This window comes from Pseudomonas sp. GM74 (genome assembly GCF_000282455.1).
Taxonomy (GTDB): domain Bacteria; phylum Pseudomonadota; class Gammaproteobacteria; order Pseudomonadales; family Pseudomonadaceae; genus Aquipseudomonas.
Window position 1 is genome coordinate 15,466 of sequence record NZ_AKJG01000052.1, and the last position, 22,301, is coordinate 37,766.

The 22,301-nt window shown below is 59.7% G+C and carries 18 protein-coding genes, 4 tRNA genes, 1 pseudogene and 1 riboswitch; of the genes and pseudogenes, 18 read left to right on the forward strand and 5 right to left on the reverse strand.

Annotated elements, in window-relative coordinates:
- Positions 1-141 precede the first annotated feature (141 nt).
- The 7 genes from PMI34_RS15720 (at position 142) to astE (ending at position 8,074) form a co-directional block, all read left to right on the forward strand.
- The gene (locus PMI34_RS15720; RefSeq protein WP_008004227.1) at positions 142-1,362 is read left to right on the forward strand and encodes an aspartate aminotransferase family protein; all 1,221 of its coding nucleotides are present in this window, start codon (positions 142-144) and stop codon (positions 1,360-1,362) included.
- A 203-nt stretch (positions 1,363-1,565) separates the two neighbouring features.
- Positions 1,566-2,585: an arginine/ornithine succinyltransferase subunit alpha gene (aruF, locus tag PMI34_RS15715; protein WP_007971023.1), complete on the forward strand. Its 1,020-nt coding sequence runs from the start codon at positions 1,566-1,568 to the stop codon at positions 2,583-2,585.
- A gap of 73 nt (positions 2,586-2,658) precedes the next feature.
- Positions 2,659-3,684, forward strand: coding sequence for an arginine N-succinyltransferase (gene astA / locus PMI34_RS15710; RefSeq protein WP_008049558.1), 1,026 nt, complete (start codon positions 2,659-2,661; stop codon positions 3,682-3,684).
- Positions 3,681-5,150 (forward strand): succinylglutamate-semialdehyde dehydrogenase, encoded by a 1,470-nt coding sequence (gene astD / locus PMI34_RS15705; RefSeq protein ID WP_177318806.1) that lies wholly within the window; start codon positions 3,681-3,683, stop codon positions 5,148-5,150. The genes astA and astD overlap by 4 nt, the downstream gene beginning before the upstream one ends.
- Before the next feature lie 203 nt (positions 5,151-5,353).
- Positions 5,354-6,700, forward strand: coding sequence for an N-succinylarginine dihydrolase (astB, locus tag PMI34_RS15700; protein ID WP_007971027.1), 1,347 nt, complete (start codon positions 5,354-5,356; stop codon positions 6,698-6,700).
- 60 nt (positions 6,701-6,760) lie between these two features.
- Positions 6,761-7,051: a hypothetical protein gene (locus PMI34_RS15695; RefSeq protein ID WP_008049560.1), complete on the forward strand. Its 291-nt coding sequence runs from the start codon at positions 6,761-6,763 to the stop codon at positions 7,049-7,051.
- Between the two features lie 12 nt (positions 7,052-7,063).
- A complete protein-coding gene (gene astE / locus PMI34_RS15690) occupies positions 7,064-8,074 on the forward strand; it encodes a succinylglutamate desuccinylase (protein ID WP_008049561.1) in 1,011 nt (336 codons plus the stop codon).
- A 143-nt stretch (positions 8,075-8,217) separates the two neighbouring features.
- Here the strand turns inward: astE and PMI34_RS15685 are convergent, their stop codons facing one another.
- A complete protein-coding gene (locus PMI34_RS15685) occupies positions 8,218-8,727 on the reverse strand; it encodes a 6,7-dimethyl-8-ribityllumazine synthase (RefSeq protein WP_008049562.1) in 510 nt (169 codons plus the stop codon).
- A gap of 114 nt (positions 8,728-8,841) precedes the next feature.
- Positions 8,842-9,012, reverse strand: a riboswitch (FMN riboswitch).
- Positions 9,013-9,313: 301 nt separating this feature from the next.
- Between PMI34_RS15685 and ltaE the strand changes: the two genes are divergently transcribed.
- The 7 genes from ltaE to PMI34_RS15650 all read left to right on the forward strand — a co-directional run bounded on the left by ltaE (position 9,314) and on the right by PMI34_RS15650 (position 15,282).
- Entirely contained in the window at positions 9,314-10,318 is a 1,005-nt protein-coding gene (gene ltaE / locus PMI34_RS15680) for a low-specificity L-threonine aldolase (RefSeq protein WP_008049564.1), read from the forward strand.
- Between the two features lie 146 nt (positions 10,319-10,464).
- Positions 10,465-13,086, forward strand: a complete 2,622-nt coding sequence (gene alaS, locus PMI34_RS15675; RefSeq protein WP_008049565.1) for an alanine--tRNA ligase — start codon at positions 10,465-10,467, stop codon at positions 13,084-13,086.
- 91 nt (positions 13,087-13,177) lie between these two features.
- On the forward strand, positions 13,178-14,419 hold the full coding sequence (locus PMI34_RS15670; protein WP_008049566.1) for an aspartate kinase: 1,242 nt from the start codon (positions 13,178-13,180) through the stop codon (positions 14,417-14,419).
- 188 nt (positions 14,420-14,607) lie between these two features.
- Positions 14,608-14,796, forward strand: coding sequence for a carbon storage regulator CsrA (csrA, locus tag PMI34_RS15665; RefSeq protein WP_002554426.1), 189 nt, complete (start codon positions 14,608-14,610; stop codon positions 14,794-14,796).
- Between the two features lie 62 nt (positions 14,797-14,858).
- Positions 14,859-14,949 (forward strand) — tRNA-Ser (locus PMI34_RS15660).
- Positions 14,950-15,056: 107 nt separating this feature from the next.
- A tRNA-Arg gene (locus tag PMI34_RS15655) sits at positions 15,057-15,133 on the forward strand.
- 72 nt (positions 15,134-15,205) lie between these two features.
- Positions 15,206-15,282 (forward strand) — tRNA-Arg (locus tag PMI34_RS15650).
- A 25-nt stretch (positions 15,283-15,307) separates the two neighbouring features.
- Here PMI34_RS15650 and PMI34_RS29295 read toward each other — a convergent pair.
- Positions 15,308-15,528, reverse strand: a pseudogene (locus PMI34_RS29295) (cell envelope protein SmpA); the annotation flags it as partial.
- 314 nt (positions 15,529-15,842) lie between these two features.
- Here PMI34_RS29295 and mgtE point away from each other — a divergent pair.
- Complete coding sequence (gene mgtE, locus PMI34_RS15645; RefSeq protein ID WP_008049571.1) at positions 15,843-17,285, forward strand: magnesium transporter; 1,443 nt, start codon at positions 15,843-15,845, stop codon at positions 17,283-17,285.
- A 100-nt stretch (positions 17,286-17,385) separates the two neighbouring features.
- On the opposite strand, the gene PMI34_RS15640 is transcribed toward mgtE, so the two are convergent.
- Positions 17,386-17,712, reverse strand: coding sequence for an Arc family DNA-binding protein (locus tag PMI34_RS15640; protein WP_003178899.1), 327 nt, complete (start codon positions 17,710-17,712; stop codon positions 17,386-17,388).
- Positions 17,713-17,822: 110 nt separating this feature from the next.
- Here PMI34_RS15640 and PMI34_RS28085 point away from each other — a divergent pair, with 110 nt between their 5' ends.
- Positions 17,823-18,056, forward strand: a complete 234-nt coding sequence (locus PMI34_RS28085; protein WP_081498073.1) for a hypothetical protein — start codon at positions 17,823-17,825, stop codon at positions 18,054-18,056.
- Positions 18,057-18,127: 71 nt separating this feature from the next.
- On the opposite strand, the gene PMI34_RS15635 is transcribed toward PMI34_RS28085, so the two are convergent.
- Positions 18,128-18,307 (reverse strand): PA3371 family protein, encoded by a 180-nt coding sequence (locus PMI34_RS15635; protein ID WP_008049573.1) that lies wholly within the window; start codon positions 18,305-18,307, stop codon positions 18,128-18,130.
- A gap of 23 nt (positions 18,308-18,330) precedes the next feature.
- Positions 18,331-18,552: a hypothetical protein gene (locus PMI34_RS15630; protein ID WP_008049574.1), complete on the reverse strand. Its 222-nt coding sequence runs from the start codon at positions 18,550-18,552 to the stop codon at positions 18,331-18,333.
- Between the two features lie 290 nt (positions 18,553-18,842).
- Here PMI34_RS15630 and PMI34_RS15625 point away from each other — a divergent pair.
- Together PMI34_RS15625 and PMI34_RS15620 are read left to right on the forward strand one after the other, a co-directional pair.
- Positions 18,843-18,919: transfer RNA gene (locus PMI34_RS15625), tRNA-Arg, on the forward strand.
- 268 nt (positions 18,920-19,187) lie between these two features.
- A partial coding sequence (locus PMI34_RS15620) for a DUF5801 repeats-in-toxin domain-containing protein (RefSeq protein WP_008049577.1) occupies positions 19,188-22,301 on the forward strand: 3,114 nt, incomplete at its 3' end.

Sequence of the window (22,301 nt, forward strand, 5' to 3'; positions counted from 1 at the left end):
CATTGCCGTAAACCCGGGAAAATCCGGGGTTTGCGCTATAAGAAGTTGTCGCTTGGCGGCAAGGCCGGGCTGAAAACTGTCCTTACAATCCTCACCAAGCTCGCCAGTTTCAGGCGAGTGTTTTCTCTTCAGGAGACTCCGATGTCCGTTGAGCACGCTGCGGTACAACGCGCCGATTTCGATCAGGTAATGGTTCCCAACTATGCGCCTGCCGCATTCATTCCTGTGCGTGGCGCCGGTTCCCGCGTCTGGGACCAGTCCGGTCGCGAGCTGATCGACTTCGCCGGCGGGATTGCCGTTAACGTATTGGGTCACGCGCATCCGGCGCTGGTCAGTGCCTTGACCGAGCAGGCGAACAAGCTGTGGCACGTGTCCAACGTGTTCACCAATGAGCCGGCCCTGCGCCTGGCGCATAAGTTGGTCGACGCCACCTTTGCCGACCGCGCCTTCTTCTGCAACTCCGGCGCCGAAGCCAACGAGGCCGCTTTCAAGCTGGCCCGTCGTGTCGGCTTCGACCGTTTCGGCAGCGAGAAGTACGAAATCATCGCCGCGCTCAACAGCTTCCACGGCCGTACCCTGTTCACCGTGAACGTCGGTGGCCAGTCGAAGTACTCCGATGGCTTCGGTCCGAAAATCACCGGCATCACTCACGTGCCGTACAACGATCTGGCCGCACTGAAAGCCGCCATTTCCGACAAGACTTGCGCTGTGGTTCTGGAACCGATCCAGGGCGAAAGCGGTGTCATCCCCGCCGAACTCGAATACCTGCAAGGTGCCCGCGAACTGTGCACCGCACACAACGCGCTGCTGATCTTCGACGAAGTGCAAACCGGTATGGGCCGTACTGGCCATCTGTTCGCTTACCAGCATTACGGTGTGATTCCGGACATCCTGACCAGCGCCAAGAGCCTGGGCGGCGGTTTCCCGATCGCCGCCATGCTGACCACAGAAGACCTGGCCAAGCATCTGGTCGTCGGCACCCACGGCACCACCTACGGCGGCAACCCGCTGGCGTGTGCTGTCGCCGAAGCCGTGATCGACGTGATCAACACCCCTGAAGTGCTGGCTGGCGTCAATGCCAAGCACGACAAGTTCAAGGCGCGCCTTGAGCAGATCGGCGAAAAATACGGCCTGTTCACCAAGGTCCGAGGCATGGGCCTGTTGATCGGTTGCGTGTTGAGCGATGCCTGGAAAGGCAAGGCCAAGGACATCTTCAACGCCGCTGAAAAAGAAGGCCTGATGGTCCTGCAAGCCGGCCCGGACGTGGTGCGTTTCGCCCCGAGCCTGGTGGTGGAAGACGCCGATATCGATGCCGGTCTGGACCGCTTCGAACGTGCCGCGGCAAAACTGACGCAAGCCTGATAGACCCTTCGACGCCTGACCTTTCAGGCGTCGAACCCAATTTTATATGCCGGGCACATTCCCTGTGGGAGCGGGCTTGCCCGCGATGAGGGCCTGACAGCCGACTTCATTGTTATCTGACAGGACGCCATCGCGGGCAAGCCCGCTCCCACAGGATTCGGGCATGTTTTCTATAGATATCTTAAGAGAAAAGGAGTGACACCATGCTGGTGATGCGCCCCGCGCAAATGGCTGATCTGGGCGAGGTACAGCGTCTGGCTGCGGACAGCCCGATTGGTGTCACTTCCTTGCCGGATGACGTTGAACGCCTGAGCGACAAGATCGCGGCAAGCGAAGCTTCGTTCGCCGCCGAAGTGAGTTTCAACGGTGAGGAAAGCTATTTCTTCGTCCTCGAAGACTCTGCCACCGGCAAGCTGGTCGGTTGCTCGGCCATCGTGGCATCGGCCGGTTATTCCGAGCCGTTCTACAGCTTCCGCAACGAAACGTTCGTGCACGCTTCGCGTGAGCTGAAGATTCACAACAAGATCCACGTGCTCTCGCAGTGCCATGACCTGACCGGCAACAGCTTGCTGACCAGCTTCTACGTACAGCGCGATCTGGTGGGTTCGCCGTGGTCGGAACTCAACTCCCGTGGCCGTTTGCTGTTCGTGGCCAGCCATCCGGAGCGTTTTGCCGATTCCGTGGTGACCGAGATCGTCGGTTACAGCGATGAAAACGGCGACTCGCCTTTCTGGGATGCCATCGGGCGCAACTTCTTCGACCTCAACTACGCTGAAGCCGAGCGTCTGTGCGGCCTGAAGAGCCGTACGTTCCTCGCCGAACTGATGCCGCATTACCCGATCTACGTGCCCCTGCTGCCGGACTCCGCGCAAGAAGCCATGGGCCAGGTGCACCCGCGGGCGCAGATCACCTTCGACATCCTGATGCGCGAAGGCTTCGAAACCGATCACTACATCGACATTTTCGACGGCGGCCCGACCCTGCATGCCCGCGTCTCGGGGATCCGTTCGATCGCCCAGAGCCGCGTGGTGCCGGTAAAGATCGGCGAGCCGGTCAAAGGTGTCGGTCGTCAGTACCTGGTCGCCAATGCCCAGTTGCAGGATTACCGCGCTGTGATGCTCGAGCTCGATTACGCGCCGGGCAAACCGGTGACCCTGGATCTGGAAGCGGCCGAAGCCCTGGGCGTCGGTGAAGGTGCCAGCGTGCGCCTGGTGGCGGTTTAACGCCTGCTTTAAAGAATGCTTAGAAAGCAGCGAGTTTCACGGGTGGCGCAAGCGGCCCGTTTGAGGAGATAGCATGATCGTTCGTCCCGTACGCAGCAGCGATTTACCCGCTCTGATCGACCTGGCCCGCAGCACCGGCACCGGCCTGACCACCTTGCCGGCCAACGAAGAGCGGCTGGCCCACCGGGTCGGCTGGGCCGAGAAGACCTTTCGCGGCGAAGCCGGGCGGGGCGACGCGGACTACCTGTTCGTGCTCGAAGATGACGACGGTCGCGTGGTGGGCATTTCCGCCATTGCCGGCGCCGTCGGCCTGCGTGAGCCCTGGTACAACTTCCGGGTCGGTTTGACGGTCAGCGCTTCCCAAGAGCTGAACATCTATCGTGAAATCCCGACGTTGTTCCTGGCCAACGACCTGACCGGTAACTCGGAGCTGTGCTCGCTGTTCCTGCACGCCGATTACCGCAGCGGCCTCAACGGTCGCATGCTGTCCAAGGCGCGCATGCTGTTCATCGCCGAATTCCCGCAACTGTTCGGCAACAAGATCATTGCCGAAATGCGCGGTGTTTCCGACGAGGCCGGGCGTTCGCCGTTCTGGGAAAGCCTGGGGCGCCACTTCTTCAAGATGGAATTCAGCCAGGCCGACTACCTGACCGGCGTGGGCAACAAGGCATTCATCGCCGAACTGATGCCGAAATTCCCGCTGTACACCTGCTTCCTGTCGCCGGATGCGCGCAACGTGATCGGTCAGGTTCACCCGGACACCGAGCCGGCGCTGGCCATGCTCAAGAGCGAAGGTTTCAGCTACCAGGGTTACGTCGATATCTTCGACGCAGGTCCTGCGATCGAGTGCGAAACCGGCAAGATCCGCGCCGTGCGTGACAGCCAGGCACTGGTGCTGGCCGTCGGCACACCGGGTGACGATGCCACGCCATTCATCATCCACAACCGCAAGCGCGAGGACTGCCGCATCACTGCTGCGCCGGCACGTCTGGCCGCCGGCACCCTGGTGGTCGATCCGCAGACCGCCAAACGTCTTCAACTCAACGCTGGCGATCAAGTGCGCGCCGTGGCGTTGTCCGCAGCTCGGGAGTCGAAATAATGAAGTCGCTTTACATCGCAGGTGAATGGCTGGCAGGTCAGGGCGAAGCCTTCGAGTCGCTGAACCCGGTGACCCAGCAGGTGCTGTGGTCCGGCGTCGGTGCCACTGCCGCTCAGGTCGAGTCGGCTGTGCAGGCGGCGCGTCAGGCGTTCCCGGGCTGGGCGCGGCGGACTCTGGAAGAGCGTATCTCGGTGCTGGAAGCCTTTGCTGCCGCGCTGAAGAATCATGCGGACGAACTGGCCCGCACCATCGGCGAGGAAACCGGCAAACCCCTGTGGGAAGCGGCGACCGAAGTCACCAGCATGGTCAACAAGATCGCCATCTCGGTGCAGAGTTACCGCGAACGTACCGGCGAGAAGAGCGGCCCGCTGGGCGACGCTACCGCCGTGCTGCGCCACAAGCCCCACGGTGTAGTCGCGGTATTTGGTCCTTACAACTTCCCGGGCCACTTGCCGAACGGCCACATCGTGCCGGCACTGCTGGCCGGTAACAGCGTGCTGTTCAAGCCAAGCGAGCTGACACCGAAAGTCGCCGAGCTGACGGTCAAGTGCTGGATCGAGGCCGGTCTGCCGGCGGGCGTGTTGAACTTGCTGCAAGGCGCTCGCGAAACCGGTATCGCCCTGGCGGCGAACCCGGGTATCGACGGTCTGTTCTTCACCGGTTCCAGCCGTACCGGCAATCACTTGCACCAGCAATTCGCCGGTCGTCCGGACAAGATCCTCGCGCTGGAAATGGGCGGTAACAACCCACTGGTGGTCGATCAGGTCGCCGACCTCGATGCCGCGGTGTACACCATCATCCAGTCGGCCTTTATCTCAGCCGGCCAGCGCTGCACCTGCGCCCGGCGCCTGCTGGTGCCGCAAGGTGCCTGGGGCGACACGTTGCTGGCACGCCTGGTGGCGGTCAGCTCGACCATCGAAGTCGGTGCCTTCGATCAGCAACCAGCGCCGTTCATGGGCTCGGTGGTTTCCCTTGGCGCTGCAAAAGCACTGATGGATGCGCAGGAACACCTGCTGGCCAATGGCGCCGTGGCGCTGCTGGAAATGACTCAGCCTCAGGCCCGGTCGGCCTTGCTGACACCGGGCATCCTGGACGTGAGCGCCGTTGCCGATCGTCCTGACGAAGAGCTGTTCGGCCCGTTGCTGCAGGTGATCCGCTACGCTGATTTTGAAGCGGCGATCGCTGAAGCCAACGACACCGCGTACGGCTTGGCCGCCGGTCTGCTGTCGGACTCCGAAGCGCGTTACCAGCAATTCTGGCTGGAAAGCCGTGCCGGTATCGTCAACTGGAACAAGCAACTGACCGGTGCCGCAAGCAGCGCGCCGTTCGGCGGCGTCGGGGCCTCGGGCAACCACCGCGCCAGCGCCTACTACGCGGCGGATTACTGCGCGTACCCGGTGGCCTCGCTTGAAACGCCGAGCCTGGTGTTGCCAAGCGCGCTGACCCCAGGCGTGAAGCTTTCGTAGGGCTTTATGTAGCAGCTGCCGAAGGCTGCGTTCGGCTGCGCAGCAGTCGCCATTACGGTATCCATGATTCTGATCCGGAAACACGGTGTACCGATTTACGACTGCTTTGCAGCCGAACGCAGCCTTCGGCAGCTGCTACACAGATTGCATTCCAGTCATTTTTATTGATGCCTATAACAACAGATTCTCGTGGAGCCTCGCTGATGAAATCCTATGAAGTCAATTTTGACGGTCTAGTGGGGCCGACCCATAACTACGGCGGCCTGTCCTACGGCAACGTCGCGTCCCAGAGCAACAGCCAGCAGTCTTCCAACCCCAAGGAAGCGGCGCTGCAAGGCCTGGCGAAGATGAAAGCGCTGATGGAAATGGGTTTCCAGCAAGGCGTGCTGGCACCGCAGGAGCGCCCGGATGTGGCCGCACTGCGTCGCCTGGGTTTTGGCGGCACCGACGCTCAAGTGATCGAGCGCGCCGCCAAAGACGCGATGCCGCTGCTGGTGGCCAGTTGCTCGGCCTCGAGCATGTGGGTGGCCAACGCCGCCACCGTCAGCCCGAGCGCTGACACCGCTGACGGCCGTGTGCATTTCACCGCTGCCAACCTCAATTGCAAATATCACCGCAGCATCGAACACCCGACCACCAGCCGCGTGCTGGGTGCGATGTTCGCTGATCAGAAACACTTCGCTCACCACGCCGCCTTGCCGGCCGTGGCGCAGTTCGGTGACGAAGGCGCGGCCAACCACACCCGTTTCTGCCGTGAATACGGCGAAGCCGGTGTCGAGTTCTTCGTGTTCGGCCGCAGTGCGTTCGACACCCGCTACCCGGCTCCACAGAAGTACCCGGCGCGCCAGACCCTCGAAGCGTCCCAGGCCGTTGCCCGTTTGCACGGCTTGAGCGATGACGGCGTGGTCTACGCCCAGCAGAACCCGTCGGTGATCGATCAGGGCGTGTTCCACAACGACGTGATCGCCGTCGGTAATGGTGAAGTGCTGTTCTATCACGAGGATGCGTTCCTCGAGACCGAGAAAATGCTCGCGGAACTGCAGAGCAAACTCGCCAAGGTCGGCGGGAAATTTCAGTCAGTCTGCGTACCGCGTTCCGCGGTAAGCGTGGAAGATGCCGTTCGTTCCTACCTGTTCAATAGCCAGCTGCTGTCGCGCCCTGACGGCTCCATGCTGTTGATCGTGCCGGAAGAATGCCGTGGCAACGAGCGTGTCTGGCAATACCTGCAGGGTCTGACCAGCTCCGGCGGGCTGATCCGCGAAGTGAAAGTCTTCGATCTCAAGCAGAGCATGCAGAACGGCGGTGGCCCGGCTTGCCTGCGGCTGCGCGTCGCACTCAACGAAACCGAACTGGCGGCCGTCAACCCAGGGGTTATCATGACGGCACCGTTGTACGGCACTCTGACCGAATGGGTCGAGAAGCACTACCGCGACCGCATGACCGAAAACGATCTGGCGGACCCGCAATTGCTGCTTGAGTGCCGGACGGCACTGGATGAACTGACGCAAATCCTTAAACTGGGCGCGGTTTATCCATTCCAGATCAATTGATCGACGGTGCGCTGCCTCGGATGGCAGTGCACCGCTTCATCTCAAACGAGAGCGTAAAACATGAGCGATTCCCTGCAGCTGATCCTTGAAGACACCGACGGCAAGCAACTGGAGACTGTCTGCACCCGCGTCGCGGTCCTGTGGCAAGGCAAAGAGCTGTGGATCCAGCAGGACGGCCGTGGTCAGTTGCTGATCGGCGTGGACGTCGAAGAAGGCGATGCCGAATACGCCAACCTGCTGTTGCGCCCATTGGCGACTAATCTGGTAAGTCTGCAACTGGAGATGGAACCGGCTGACCTCACCGACGACGAGGAACATGTTCACGGCCCGGATTGCAACCACGACCACTAAGGAAACCGCTCTATGCTCGCCCTCGGCAAACTGCTTGAACTGACCCTCGCCGGCCGCGAACCGGCGGAGAAGACTCAACTGACTGTCGAAGGCGTGCGCATGCGCTGGTTGAGCGAAGGTGCGCTGGAAGTCCGGCCACCAGAAGCGCGTGACAATGGCCTGGACCTGCTGCTGTCGGCAGGGATCCACGGCAACGAAACAGCGCCGATCGAGTTGCTCGATCGCCTGTTGCACGACATTGCCCGCGGCGACCTGAAGCCGCGCGCACGTATTCTGTTCCTGTTCGGCAACCCGGAAGCGATTCGCAAGGGCGAGCGTTTCGTCGAGCAGGACGTCAATCGGCTGTTCAATGGCCGTCACGAACAAAGCAGCGGCTCCGAAGCCCTGCGTGCCTGTGAACTTGAGCGTTTGGCAGCGAGTTTCTTCAGCCTGCCGGATCGTCAGCGTCTGCATTACGACCTGCACACGGCGATTCGTGGCTCGAAAATCGAGCAGTTCGCCCTGTATCCGTGGAAGGAAGACCGCCAGCATTCCCGTCAGGAACTGGCGCGTCTGCGCGCTGCCGGCATGGAAGCGGTGTTGCTGCAGAACAAACCGTCCATCGTGTTCAGCGCCTACACCTACGACAAACTGGGAGCCGAGGCCTTTACCCTGGAGTTGGGCAAGGCGCGGCCGTTCGGACAGAACGCCGGGGTCAACGTGTCGCTGCTGGAGGCGCGCCTCAAGCAGATCATCGAGGGCACCGAGCCGGAACTGACTGAAGCGGCACTGGACGGTTTGCAGCTGTACAGCGTGGCGCGGGAAATCATCAAGCACAGCGACAGCTTCCGCCTGAACCTGCCGGCGGACGTCGAGAACTTCTCGGAGCTGGAAGTGGGTTACCTGCTGGCGGAAGACATCGCCAATACCCGCTGGATTATCGAGGAGGAGGGCGCCCGGATCATCTTCCCGAACCCCAAGGTGAAGAATGGTTTGCGTGCCGGCATCCTGGTCGTACCGACTACCGACGAGAACCTGGCCTGATCACAACACCAAACCATTGTGGGAGCGGGCTTGCTCGCGAAGGCGGTGGCACATCCAGCATTGATGTGACTGTTACACCGCTTTCGCGAGCAAGCCCGCTCCCACATTTGGTTTTGGGTGAGGCCATAGACCTCACTTTGCCTTTAGACCGCTACTGCGCGCGGTTCAGTGCGACGTAGCGAGCGGATCTTCATCAGCGTATCCGCACACGTCTTCGCCGCTTCCTGACCTTTATGCACGAAATGCTCGAAGAAGAACTTCTGGTGCTCTTCGCCGGCATGGAAGTGGTGCGGGGTCAGGGACACCGAGAACACCGGCACTTCGGTTTCCAGTTGCACCTGCATCAGGCCGCTGACCACCGACTGGGCGACGAACTCGTGACGGTAGATGCCGCCGTCCACCACCAGGGCTGCCGCGACGATGCCGGAATAACGACCGGTCTTGGCCAGCAACTTGGCGTGCAGGGGCATTTCAAAGGCGCCGCCGACTTCGAAGAAATCGATGTCGGATTCCTGATAACCCTGGGCAATCATTTCGGCGAGGAAACCTTTACGGCTCTGATCGACGATTTCCTTGTGCCAGCAGGCCTGGATGAACGCGACGCGCTCGCCCTGATGGTGTTTGCTTTTGCTGTCGATAGCGGTGGGTTGCATGTTCTGACTCCTGTTTGTGTGAAAAACAGGGCGTTATGAATCGAAGGGGATCTGAGGGTACGCAGGCACAAGTGCCTACGGACGGCGCTTTGGTATAGAGCTAGGCGGCGTCAATCCCGTTCTCTCTTCATCCGGACTATGACCGTCGGCCCCGGGATCACACCGGGTCTGCTGACCTTGCTGCCAGGCACCGCCGAAGCCGTGCTGCCATCAAGCGCTCGCGGGCTATGCGCATTGCGCGCAATTACCGCCGGTGGGGAGTTGCACCCCGCCCTGAGAACGTTTTTGCCGCCGGAATGTTTGGCGGCGCAGCGTTTTTATCACATATTTCCGATATGCGCATGGCCAATACCGGTCAGTCAAGGCGTGGTACCTGTGGGAGCGGGCTTGCTCGCGAAGACGGTTTAACATCCAGCGCAAATGTTGACTGTCAGTCCGTCTTCGCGAGCAAGCCCGCTCCCACATGGATTGTGCGTTATCGAGGGCGCAATTCGCCTTTTACTCATTCAAGGGTTGATTAATCGTCGCCATGCCCGCAGTAATTCTTTCCTGAAAGGGATTTCCCCTGCTTACCGAGGCCAGATTCATGAGCGTTATCGATCTTCGCAGCGACACCGTCACCCAACCCTGCGCCGGCATGCTCGACGCGATGGCCAAAGCCGCCACCGGCGACGACGTGTATGGCGAAGATCCGACGGTCAATCGTCTGGAAGCTGAATTGGCAAAACGGCTCGGTTTTGCCGCGGCGCTGTTCGTGCCGACCGGCACCATGAGTAACCTGCTGGGGTTGATGGCCCATTGCGAGCGCGGTGACGAGTACATCGTCGGCCAGCAGGCCCACACTTATAAGTACGAAGGGGGTGGCGCAGCGGTGCTGGGTTCGATCCAGCCACAGCCGCTGGAAGTACAGGCCGATGGTTCGCTGGACCTGGCGCAGGTTGCCGCCGCGATCAAGCCGGACGACTTCCATTTCGCCCGCACCCGTTTGCTGGCGCTGGAAAACACCATGCAAGGCAAGGTCCTGCCACTGGAGTACCTGGCCCGGGCCCGAAACTTTACCCGCGAACACGGCTTGCAACTGCACCTGGACGGCGCACGTCTGTACAACGCGGCAGTGAAACTGGGTGTGGATGCCCGGGAAATCACCCGGTATTTCGATTCCGTCTCGGTGTGCCTGTCCAAAGGCCTGGGCGCACCGGTCGGTTCGGTGCTGTGCGGCTCGGTTGAGTTGATCGGCAAGGCCCGGCGCCTGCGCAAGATGGTCGGTGGCGGCATGCGTCAGGCAGGTATTCTCGCAGCGGCGGGCCTGTATGCACTGGATAACAACGTTCAGCGCCTGGCCGATGACCATGCCAACGCGCAGTTGCTGGCCGAAGGCCTGCGTGGGGCGGGCTTTGAGGTCGAACCGGTGCAGACCAACATGGTTTACGTGCAGATGGGCGACCAGGCCGAGGCCATCAAGGCCTTTGCCGCCGAACGCGGGATCAAGCTCAGTGCCGCCGCGCGTCTGCGCATGGTCACGCACATGGACGTCAGCCGTGGGCAAATCGAGCAGGTCGTCGCGACATTCGTCGACTTTTCTGGCAAGTGACGGCGTTAACCGTCTAAATGAGTGTTTGCAACGTACAAACACACTGTACCTAGTCACTAACGCCGATATAATGCGGCCCTTTGCCGTCGCTTCGTCTGTTGACGTTTCGAACAGGCCTTTGGCCGCAGCCTCCGTGGAAGAACCTAATGAAAAGCGCAGAAATCCGTGAAGCCTTCCTTCGCTTCTTCGAAGAGCAAGGCCACACCCGTGTAGCCTCCAGCTCTTTGATTCCGGGCAACGACCCAACCCTGCTGTTCACCAACGCGGGGATGAACCAGTTCAAGGACTGCTTCCTGGGCCAGGAAAAGCGCGCGTACACCCGCGCCGTCAGCAGCCAGAAATGCGTGCGCGCCGGCGGCAAGCACAACGACCTGGAAAACGTCGGTTATACCGCTCGTCACCACACTTTCTTCGAAATGCTGGGTAACTTCAGCTTCGGTGATTATTTCAAGCGTGATGCCATCAGCTACGCCTGGAACTTCCTGACCTCCGACAAGTGGCTGAACCTGCCGAAGGAAAAGCTCTGGGTCACCGTCTATGCCAGCGATGACGAGGCGTACGACATCTGGACCAAGGAAGTCGGCGTTCCGGCCGAGCGCATGGTGCGCATTGGCGACAACAAGGGCGCGCCGTACGCCTCCGATAACTTCTGGACCATGGGCGATACCGGCCCGTGCGGTCCTTGCACCGAGATTTTCTACGATCACGGCGCCGACATCTGGGGTGGCCCACCGGGCTCGCCGGAAGAAGACGGCGACCGTTACATCGAAATCTGGAACAACGTGTTCATGCAGTTCAACCGCACCGCCGATGGCGTGTTGCACCCGCTGCCAGCGCCGTCGGTCGACACCGGCATGGGCCTGGAGCGGATCAGTGCCGTGCTGCAGCACGTTCACTCGAACTATGAAATCGACCTGTTCCAGAGCCTGCTGAGCGCTTCGGCCAAGGCCATCGGCTGCACCAACGACGCCCAGGCTTCGTTGAAAGTGGTGGCTGACCACATCCGCTCCTGCGGCTTCCTGGTCGCCGACGGCGTGCTGCCGTCCAACGAAGGCCGTGGCTACGTGCTGCGCCGGATCATCCGTCGCGCCTGCCGTCACGGTAACAAGCTGGGCGCCAAGGGCAGCTTCTTTTACCAGATCGTCGCGGCCCTGGTCGCCGAGATGGGCGAGGCGTTCCCGGAGCTGAAATCCCAGCAGGCGCACATCGAACGCGTGCTGAAGGCCGAAGAAGAGCAATTCGCCAAGACCCTGGAGCAGGGCCTGAAGATCCTCGAACAGGATCTGGCTGAACTCAAGGGCGACGTGGTGCCGGGCGACGTGGTGTTCAAACTCTACGACACCTACGGTTTCCCGATGGACCTGACCGGCGACATCGCTCGCGAGCGCAGCCTGACCATCGACGAAGAAGGCTTCGAACGCGAGATGGAAGCCCAGCGCGTCCGTGCCCGTTCCGCCAGTTCCTTCGGCATGGACTACAACAGCCTGGTCAAGGTCGATGTGGACACCGAGTTCACCGGCTACACCGATACCCGTGGTTTGGCAAAAATCGTTGCGCTGTATAAAGATGGCCAGTCGGTCGACGTATTGAGCGAAGGCGACGAGGGCGTGATCGTTCTCGACAAGACGCCGTTCTACGCCGAGTCCGGTGGCCAGGTCGGCGATTGCGGTTACCTGCAGGCGGGCAGCGCGCGTTTCGACGTGCGTGATACCACCAAGACCGGCGGTGCATTCCTGCACCACGGTATCCTGGATTCGGGTAGCCTGATCGTCGGTGCGCCGGTCGAGACCCACGTTGACGCCGAGGTGCGTCACGCCACGTCGTTGAACCACTCCGCGACTCACCTGCTGCACGCTGCATTGCGCCAGGTGCTGGGCGATCACGTTCAACAGAAAGGCTCGTTGGTCGACAGCCAGCGCCTGCGTTTTGACTTCAGTCACTTCGAAGCCATCAAGCCTGAGCAGATCAAGGCGCTGGAAGAAATCGTCAACGCCGAGATCCGCAGGAACTCCGAGGTTGAAACCGAAGAGACCGATATCGAAACCGCCAAGCAGAAAGGCGCCATGGCGCTGTTCGGCGAGAAATACGGCGACAACGTGCGTGTACTGAGCATGGGCGATTTCTCCGTCGAGCTGTGTGGCGGTATCCACGCCAACCGTACAGGCGACATTGGCCTGCTGAAAATCATCAGCGAAGGCGGTGTGGCATCGGGCGTGCGTCGTATCGAGGCAGTCACCGGTGCCGCGGCGCTGGCCTACTTGAACGCGGCGGAAGAACAACTCAAGGAAGCGGCCAGCCTGGTCAAGGGCAGCCGCGACAACCTGATCGACAAGCTGTCGGCTGTGCTGGAGCGCAACCGTCTGCTGGAGAAGCAACTCGAGCAGTTGCAAGCCAAGGCAGCCAGTGCCGCAGGCGACGATCTGTCGGCCCAGGCGCTGGACGTCAAGGACGTGAAAGTGCTGGCCGTGCGTCTGGACGGTCAGGATGGCAAGGCGCTGCTGGCGCTGGTCGATCAACTGAAAAACAAACTCGGCCGCGCAGTGATCCTGCTCGGCAGTGTCCATGAGGAAAAGGTCGTTCTGGTTGCAGGCGTAACCAAAGACCTGACTGGCCAACTCAAAGCCGGTGATTTGATGAAGCAAGCCGCTGCGGCAGTGGGCGGGAAGGGCGGTGGTCGTCCAGACATGGCGCAGGGCGGTGGTACCGACGCTGGCGCACTGGACGCAGCACTGGCCCTGACCGTTCCGTTTGTAGAGCAGGGTCTATAAGGCAGTGCTTGCGGCTCGTCGTCTAGTGGCGGGCCGCAACGCTGTTTGAGTGATTATTTGGGCGCCCTTCATGGGCAGAGGCGGCTTTGAAATGGCTTTGATCGTACAGAAATTTGGAGGCACCTCGGTCGGCACTGTCGAGAGAATCGAGCAGGTCGCCGACAAGGTTAAGAAATTCCGCGATGCCGGCGATGACCTGGTGGTTGTGCTGTCTGCAATGAGCGGCGAAACCAACCGTCTGATCGATCTGGCCAAGCAAATCAGTGGCGACGGCCAACCGGTTCCGCGTGAGCTGGACGTGATCGTCTCCACCGGTGAGCAGGTGACGATTGCCCTGTTGGCCATGGCGCTGATCAAGCGTGGCGTGCCGGCGGTGTCGTACACCGGCAACCAGGTGCGGATTCTGACGGATAGCGCGCACAATAAAGCGCGTATCTTGCAGATTGATGACCAGAAGATTCGTGGTGACCTGAAGGCAGGTCGTGTGGTGGTGGTCGCCGGTTTCCAGGGCGTCGACGAACACGGCAACATCACCACCCTCGGTCGTGGCGGTTCCGACACTACCGGTGTGGCGCTGGCGGCAGCCCTGAAGGCTGACGAATGCCAGATCTACACCGACGTCGACGGCGTCTACACCACCGACCCGCGTGTGGTGTCCGTGGCTCAGCGCCTGGACAAGATCACCTTCGAAGAGATGCTGGAAATGGCCAGCCTCGGTTCCAAGGTATTGCAGATCCGTGCGGTGGAATTCGCCGGCAAGTACAACGTTCCGCTGCGCGTACTGCACAGCTTCAAGGAGGGTCCGGGCACCCTCATTACTATTGATGAAGAGGAAACCATGGAACAGCCGATCATTTCCGGTATCGCTTTCAACCGCGATGAAGCCAAGCTGACCATCCGTGGCGTGCCAGACATCCCGGGCGTTGCCTTCAAGATTCTCGGCCCGATCAGTGCCGCGAACATCGAAGTCGATATGATCGTGCAGAACGTTGCGCACGATAACACCACCGACTTCACCTTCACCGTGCATCGCAACGACTACCAGGCGGCGCAAACCGTGCTGGAAAAAACTGCTAGCGAACTGGGTGCCCGTGAAGTCGTTGGCGACACCAAGATTGCCAAGGTGTCGATCGTCGGCGTTGGCATGCGTTCTCACGCAGGCGTGGCCAGCCGCATGTTCGAATCCCTGGCCAAGGAAAGCATCAACATCCAGATGATCTCGACATCGGAAATCAAAGTCTCCGTAGTGATCGAAGAGAAGTACCTGGAACTGGCTGTGCGCGCTCTGCACACGGCTTTCGAACTGGACGCGCCGGCCCGCCAGGGCGAGTGATGCGTTTGCCAAAAGGCGCGGTCTGACCGCGCCTTTTGTTTTTTTGAATGGCGTGACCCCCGAGGCTGTTCTTTTGCTCGCGCTAGTCAATACTCAGGCATGTAGGGCTGCGACCGCTCCGGTTGTGGGTCGAGTGCCTTTTTTTTGCAGACTGTTGTCCCTGAAATGTAATGCGTGAGGAGAAAGGTATGCTGATTCTGACTCGTCGGTGTGCAGAAAGCCTGATTATCGGTGATGGTGAAATCACCGTGACCGTGCTCGGCGTCAAAGGAAATCAAGTGCGCATCGGTGTTAATGCCCCCAAAGAGGTAGCTGTTCACCGGGAAGAAATTTACCTGCGTATCAAGAAAGAGAAGGACGAAGAACCAAGCCATTAATTTTTATCGTTTTTTATGTTTGCAAACGGGGAAGAAGCTGGTTAATATACGCCCCGTGTTGCGGAGAGCTGGCCGAGTGGCCGAAGGCGCTCCCCTGCTAAGGGAGTACACCTCAAAAGGGTGTCGGGGGTTCGAATCCCCCGTTCTCCGCCATTATTTGCTTAGTACGTTGTAATCTGGCTTCTTCGGTAAGTTGTTGAAATTACTAGAAAAAGTGTTTGACATAGAGATTAGACGGCCTATAATGCGCGGCAACAAATGCACTCGTAGCTCAGCTGGATAGAGTACTCGGCTACGAACCGAGCGGTCACAGGTTCGAATCCTGTCGAGTGCACCATTTAAGAGTTAGTTGCAGCAATGCAGGTAACTTGGCTTCAACCAGTTGTGATCTGGTATAAAAACACAAATTGCACTCGTAGCTCAGCTGGATAGAGTACTCGGCTACGAACCGAGCGGTCACAGGTTCGAATCCTGTCGAGTGCACCATACAACAGAAAGCCCGCATTTCATGCGGGCTTTTTGCCGTCTGGAATTTGGCTTTTCCTTTCTGCTGCCCCTCTCGTCGAACTCCACGTTTGTGCTACGACCTTGCCAGGTGTCGTAGCGCTAGCTCGTGGCTGAATTGCGAATACTGATCCTGTCCGGCTTGCCGGGGGTGCTTTCGACGTCTTGCTGGCTCATGCCGGCGACCACTCGCTGATTGATGATCGCCTCTACACGCTCCCCGGCGGCGTCCGTGACGTTCCTTTTCAAGGGTAGCGACTACAATTTTCAAAAAGGAGGTGTGTTTTCTTTTCTGGATGCGTCGTCGCATTTTCATGGATCAGGACGATGCTCAGGTTTGTTGTGCAAGCGCTTGTTTCAGCCGAGATTTTTTAACGTTTAAAACCGTCAGGCGGTGTATCATTGCGCCCGTCAGCCCCGCCGGGGCTTGTGGAATACCTCCATGGACTTACCCAGTAGTTACTCAGTACCCCGTTTCACCAATCATGAATTGACTGATTGATCCTTCCGGCGTGCCCCGCTGCTGGGAGTGGAGTTCGCCTATGTCTGAAATCGAAGTAAAGAAAACGCAGGAAAGCTTGCAGGATCGCCTGGCCCAGGTGGTCGAGTTGCTGCAGCGCCAGCGAGTTGTAGAAGACCTGACTCACCGCCAGGAAGGCCCGCATCATGACCGGGTCGAGAACCTGGTCCACCGGCAGAACCTCGTCGAGTTGCAACGCAAGCTCGATGATCTGCACTCCGCCGACGTCGCCTATATCCTTGAAGCCTTGCCGCTGGACGATCGTCTGACGCTATGGCAACTGGTCAAGGCCGATCGCGACGGCGACATCCTCCTTGAAGTATCCGATTCGGTCCGTGAATCGCTGATCGCCGACATGGACGATCACGAGCTCCTGGCGGCGGCCAAGGACATGGACGCCGACGAACTCGCTGACCTGGCCTCCGAGCTGCCGCGAGACGTCGTCCATGAGCTCATGGAGACCCTTGACCAGCAACAACGCGAGCGCGTGCGTTCGGCACTGTCCTACGACGAGGAGCAGGTCGGTGCGTTGATGGACTTCGAGATGGTGACCATCCGCGAGGATGTCAGCCTTGAAGTGGTCTTGCGTTACCTGCGCCGTCTCAAGGAGTTGCCGGGCCACACCGACAAACTGTTCGTGGTCGATTACGACGGCGTCCTCAAGGGCGTGTTGCCGATCAAGCGTTTGCTGGTCAACGACCCGGACAAACAGGTTGCCGAGGTGATGGCCAGCGACCCGGTGAGTTTCCACCCGGACGAAGACGCCTACGATGCCGCCCAGGCCTTCGAGCGTTACGATTTGATCTCCGCCCCCGTGGTCGACAAGAACGGCAAGCTGATCGGTCGTCTGACCATCGATGAAATGGTCGACCTGATCCGTGAAGAGAGCGAAAGCGAAGTTCTCAACATGGCGGGTCTGCGTGAAGAAGAAGACATTTTTGCGTCGGTCTGGAAATCCCTGCGTAACCGTTGGGCCTGGCTGGCGATCAACCTGATTACCGCGTTCGTGGCTTCTCGGGTGATCGGTTTGTTTGAAGGCTCGATCGAGAAACTCGTGGCGCTTGCGGCGTTGATGCCGATCGTGGCGGGGATCGGTGGTAACTCGGGTAACCAGACCATCACCATGATTGTTCGGGCCATGGCGCTGGACCAGGTGAGCACCGGCAACACCTCGCGCCTGATGCGCAAGGAATTGGCGGTAGCGCTGATCAACGGCGTGATCTGGGGCGGGGTGATCGGTGTGGTTGCCTACCTGCTGTATGGCAGTTGGTCATTGGGCGTGGTGATGACCGCCGCGATGACGCTCAACCTGTTGCTGGCGGCGTTGATGGGGGTTCTGATCCCGATGACTCTGGCGAAGATGGGGCGCGACCCGGCGATGGGTGCCAGTGTGATGATCACGGCCATGACCGACAGCGGTGGTTTCTTCATCTTCCTGGGGCTGGCGACAATCTTCCTGCTCTGAAGTCCGTTTCACTAAAACCCGCCAATTGGCGGGTTTTTTGTGCCCGGATTTCAGGCAAAAAAAAGCCAGCGATCAGGCTGGCTTGGGCTTTCTGGCTGAATCAGGACGCGTCGGCGGCCATTTCAGCGTCATGGGCGATCAGCGAAACCAGGGCGTTCTGCTGTCGATGGGAGAGTTGGCGGAAGCGCTGCAGCAATTCCCGCTCGTGCAGGGAAAGCTCCGGGCTGTCCAGGCGCATGCTCAACTCTTCTCCCAGTGCGCCTTCTTGAATAAGACTCTGCTCAAGGCGTGCAATGATTTCGGAGTTCATGCTGCGATGATGATTGCGAGCCACCTCGGCAATGCGTTCACGCATTCCGTCTGGCAGACGTACGACGAACTTGTCAGCCGTACGGCTGGAATAAATTGCCTGTTTCAATGGGCGCATATATTTAACCGGTTAGTTCAGGGGAGCGGTTTTCGGGATTGGCCGCAGGATGTCTGGTAGGACAAGCGCTCTGACCAAATGTTCAACCTGAATTGATAGTGGCGCGCATCATGCCTCAAAATAGCCATATCCTTGGCGTCAATTCTGTGACAAATATTGAACTGGATAAAGGCGTTCTGCCAGCACCAATTATCAGAAATGCGGACTGGTTTGAAAAGTTCGACCAGGCCGTATCACTTCGTGCTTTCTCCACCCGACGAAAGGTTTCCGGCGGGCAGGAAAAAGTGAACTCGATCCCTGTTCCTTACTTTTTACAGAATAGTGGCAAATGGCCGATTTACTAGGGGGAGTCGTATGGAAGGGGGTGAATTCAGGATGGATGGCAGGCCCTTGCAACGGGTCTGCCATGTCGGGATCAACGCAGAACCGGATCAAACTTGATCTTGCGCCCGGCGATCAATGCGAGCACGAACAGCGTGCTGAATACGCCACAGGCGATCAGGGGGAGGGTGACGACCATGTCCTGGGTCAATGACAGATGAAAAATGCCGCTCAACAAGGCGAGGATGAAGAAACTCGCGGCTGATCTGGACATGCTGTACTCCTGGTGAGGGTCATTCAAAATACCAATCGTTCGGCTGGCGGATCTGGCATCAGGATGTTTTCCTGGCTGACAAAGCCGTGCCGGTCGCTGGTCACTGCCAGCTGCGGCGCCTTCTGCATCTGAAGGTAATGCGGCATACGCTGGGCAACCTGCGTAGCGCTGCTCTCGGGAACAAAATGAACTCCCGCTAAAACCGCCAGTGCGATGGCATAGGAGAGTGAAAGGGCGCTCTTCATGGGGCGGGCCTCGGTTGTTCTGTAAGAACAGCAGAAGCAGCTCGCATGCCAGAGTCTATCGGCAATTAAATTCTTTAAAAACAATGAATTAAGTTATTTTTGGTAAAGCGTCATATTGCATTTTGCAATGATGGCTTTTTGCAGTGATGCAATTTGCATGGTAAACAAGTCCGCACCCGGTCAAGGCGTCTGCCTACACTTAAAAAGCCTACGGACGACATGACAAAAGCCAGCCCGGCCGTTAACATGCACGCCGTCCATCGCACCGCGTATCGTCGCGGTCAACTTGTGTCTCAGTAGCTCAATTGGATAGAGCATCCCCCTCCTAAGGGGAAGGTTGGCAGTTCGAACCTGCCCTGGGACACCATATTTCGCATCTCCCCGCCTGTATCAACGCTTCCTTTTCGCGACTCGTAGATAAAGTTCGACAAATTCAGGTGCCCGGGATTTATCGAAGCCACCAACTCTACCCTCGCGACTTTCCGTCTCCTCTCCCACGTAGTCTGAATCTCCCATCACGTCTGGGAGTATCCGCCGATGTGCCGCCTGTGGTGCTTGTTCATAGTTGTGACCAATAGATCAGAAAATGGTCCAAGGTCGACCCCCGATGACTGGACCCCGCTCAGGAGAAAGTCATGACTATGCGCAAGAAAATCTCATCGCCAACGAATGACCTGGCCAGTAACGCCGTTGACCATCCTTCACCCGTCAACCACGACTGGACTTTTACCTACATTCCGACCGTCACCACCAACCTTGAAGACTACGCCCCCGGCAGCACTGCCATTATCACGGCCAGCGGTTTCGCCGCCGGCAGCACAGTGACGCTCGAAGTGGACCACGCCATCGGTGCTGGTGCGGATGGTGTGTGGGGCACGCCCGACGATGTGCTCGATACCAACACCGGCGCGGGGCACGGGCCCTGGTCCGTGACCGACGGCGGCGCAGGCGATCTCGACGGCCAGGTCAACGGCAGTGTCACCACCTCGTGGTACGTGAATCCCGACGACTCGGCAGGCGCTACGTTTCTGCTCACCGCGGCCGCTGCGGGCGCCGACGGTGTGGTCGGCACTGGTGACGACGCCGTGGCGACAGCCTCGTTTACGGACAGCGTTTTGGGCGTCGTTGCGACCAGCGAGGACGTCACGCTGGACGAAACGGCCGGGTTGCAGAACGCCACTGCCACTCCAACCCCTGCTGGGGACGTTGACGACAACGATATTCTGGTGGCGTCCCTGCCTTCGACCTTCACTACCCGTTTGACTGCTCTGGGGGCAGGTACCGCAACGGGCGCGGCTTTGAGTGGCTATACCGGTGCCGTTGGCAACACTGGCAGCAATGCATTCACCATCACCGCTGACCCCGGAGCGAGCATTACCGATATCAGCTTCGTCGGCAGCTCTGGCGCACCGCTCAATGGCGTGGACAGCGGGCTCGATACCCTCGATGGCACCAGCATCCTTCTCTATACGGATACGAACAACAACATTGTCTTGGGCCGAGCCGGGAGCGCAACCGGCGCAATCGTGTTCGCTGCCTATATTGAAGAAACCGGATCGCCGGTTACGGGCGGCAAGATCTGGACTGTGGAGTACCAACCGCTCAAACATCCCGTCATGACGAATGCCGATGATTCGCTCAATCTGGCGGATAAGGTTTTCGTCGGCGCCAGCCAGGACCTGGAATTCAGTCTGGCCAACGCACCCTCCGGTCAGAACCTGTTCCTGATGTTTACGAAGGCGAACCCGAACGTTGTCGATGTCGGTGGTGTGTTGCGGATCACGGATCCCACCATCATCGCCACCGGCAAGGACCCCGCAGACCAGTCAAGCGGCTTCAATATAACGACTGGCGACACGATCAATACCAGCCAGGCGGGGGGGCCGACCACCTTCGGTACCAACAATCAGATGATTGTGGAGCAAGAGGGCATCCGCTTTTCGTTCGTCACGGGTGCCAGGCAGAATGTGACCATTCCCAACCTGGACCAGAACGAAGCCGATCTTGAATCCAACGTCGACTTTACCGGCGTCTTCAATGCGAAGTCGGCCAGTTTCGACGTTGTGCAATTGCAAAGCGGCAAGAGTGCCGTGGTAAGGGTCAGCGCATTCAGCACCGCTGTTGAATCCGGCGCGAATTTCATCAATGGGTATGGCAATGATGCGTCGGTGGCCATCACCAATGTTCGCGTCTTCAACAGTATCGGGCAGGTGATCGAGAACTCAAACGGCTCGGTGAACGATCTGGCCATCACCATCAGCTTTGCAGCAGGGGTTGCAACCATCACCGGCGTCAAAGCCGGCTACCAGATTGAGTACACCACTACGTCGGACCACAACCGCGTGCTCGTCGAGAACGGGGCGGCCGTCAATGCCAAGGGCAATGAGCACGCCGATTTTGATATCGGTGGTTTCACGCTGGTCCAGGCCTCTGTTTCGAAAGCCGAAATCGGCTCCAGGATCATCTTCGACGACGACGGGCCGAGCATCAGCACCACCGGCACGGAGCCGACGCTGACGGTGGACGAGACGGTGCTGGCGACCAACGATACCCAGAGCTTCGCCGCCAACTTCAACTCGGCGTTTGGCGCCGACGGAGCCGGGACGCTGACCTATGCGCTGGGCGTAGTGGCCGGGGCTTGCGGGCTGACGGACACGGCCACGGGCGACGCGGTGAATCTGTCGCTCAACGGCACCGTGGTCGAAGGGCGCACGGCCACGGGCAACCTGCTGGTGTTCACCGTCAGTGTGGCCGCCAATGGCAGCGTCACGCTCGATCAGCTCCGCGCCGTGGTGCATTCCAACACAACCAATCCCGATGATTCGACGAGCCTGACTTCGGACAACCTGGTGACGCTGACTGCGACCAAGATCGACAGGGACGGCGACAGTGCCCCGGCGACCCTCAACATCGGGCAGAACCTGGTGTTCAAGGACGACGGGCCGAGCATCACCACCACCGGCACGGAGCCAACACTGACGGTGGACGAAACGCTACTGGCGACCGACGCCACCCAGAGCTTTGCCGCCAACTTCAACTCGGCGTTTGGCGCCGACGGAGCCGGTACGCTGACCTATGCGCTGGGCGTGGTGGCGGGAGCCTCCGGGCTGACGGACACGGCCTCGGGCGAGGCGGTGAACCTGTCGCTCAATGGCACCGTGGTCGAAGGCCGCACGGCCCTCGGCAACCAGTTGGTGTTCACCGTCAGCGTGGCCGCCAATGGCAGCGTCACCCTGGACCAGATCCGCGCCGTGGTGCATTCCAACACAACCAATCCCGATGATTCGACGAGCCTGGCCTCGGACAACCTGGTGACGCTGACCGCGATCAAGACCGACGGGGACGGCGACAGCGCCCTGGCGACCCTGAACATCGGGCAGAACCTGGTGTTCAAGGACGACGGCCCGAGCATCACCACCACCGGCACGGAGCCGACGCTGACGGTGGACGAAACGGCGCTGACGATCAATGACACCCAGAGCTTTGCCGCCAACTTCAACTCGGCGTTTGGCGCCGATGGGGCCGGCACCCTGACCTATGCGCTGGGCGTGGTGGCCGGGGCTTCCGGGCTGATCGACACGGCCTCGGGCCAGGTGGTGAACCTGTCGCTCAATGGCACCGTGGTCGAAGGCCGCACGGCCACGGGCAACCTGCTGGTGTTCACCGTCAGCGTCGCTGCCGATGGCAACGTCACGCTGGACCAGATCCGCGCCGTGGTGCATTCCAACACAACCAATCCCGATGATTCG

Excerpts from the sequence above, each read along its gene's own strand:
- alaS (WP_008049565.1), top strand. The coding sequence starts at position 10,465 with ATGAAAAGCGCAGAAATCCGTGAAGCCTTCCTTCGCTTCTTCGAAGAG.
- PMI34_RS28085 (WP_081498073.1), top strand. The coding sequence starts at position 17,823 with ATGCCTCAAAATAGCCATATCCTTGGCGTCAATTCTGTGACAAATATT.
- PMI34_RS15720 (WP_008004227.1), top strand. The coding sequence starts at position 142 with ATGTCCGTTGAGCACGCTGCGGTACAACGCGCCGATTTCGATCAGGTA.
- PMI34_RS15670 (WP_008049566.1), top strand. The coding sequence starts at position 13,178 with ATGGCTTTGATCGTACAGAAATTTGGAGGCACCTCGGTCGGCACTGTC.
- astB (WP_007971027.1), top strand. The coding sequence starts at position 5,354 with ATGAAATCCTATGAAGTCAATTTTGACGGTCTAGTGGGGCCGACCCAT.
- PMI34_RS15695 (WP_008049560.1), top strand. The coding sequence starts at position 6,761 with ATGAGCGATTCCCTGCAGCTGATCCTTGAAGACACCGACGGCAAGCAA.
- PMI34_RS15630 (WP_008049574.1), bottom strand. The coding sequence starts at position 18,552 with ATGAAGAGCGCCCTTTCACTCTCCTATGCCATCGCACTGGCGGTTTTA.
- mgtE (WP_008049571.1), top strand. The coding sequence starts at position 15,843 with ATGTCTGAAATCGAAGTAAAGAAAACGCAGGAAAGCTTGCAGGATCGC.
- aruF (WP_007971023.1), top strand. The coding sequence starts at position 1,566 with ATGCTGGTGATGCGCCCCGCGCAAATGGCTGATCTGGGCGAGGTACAG.
- ltaE (WP_008049564.1), top strand. The coding sequence starts at position 9,314 with ATGAGCGTTATCGATCTTCGCAGCGACACCGTCACCCAACCCTGCGCC.
- astE (WP_008049561.1), top strand. The coding sequence starts at position 7,064 with ATGCTCGCCCTCGGCAAACTGCTTGAACTGACCCTCGCCGGCCGCGAA.
- PMI34_RS15635 (WP_008049573.1), bottom strand. The coding sequence starts at position 18,307 with ATGTCCAGATCAGCCGCGAGTTTCTTCATCCTCGCCTTGTTGAGCGGC.
- astA (WP_008049558.1), top strand. The coding sequence starts at position 2,659 with ATGATCGTTCGTCCCGTACGCAGCAGCGATTTACCCGCTCTGATCGAC.
- csrA (WP_002554426.1), top strand. The coding sequence starts at position 14,608 with ATGCTGATTCTGACTCGTCGGTGTGCAGAAAGCCTGATTATCGGTGAT.
- PMI34_RS15640 (WP_003178899.1), bottom strand. The coding sequence starts at position 17,712 with ATGCGCCCATTGAAACAGGCAATTTATTCCAGCCGTACGGCTGACAAG.
- PMI34_RS15685 (WP_008049562.1), bottom strand. The coding sequence starts at position 8,727 with ATGCAACCCACCGCTATCGACAGCAAAAGCAAACACCATCAGGGCGAG.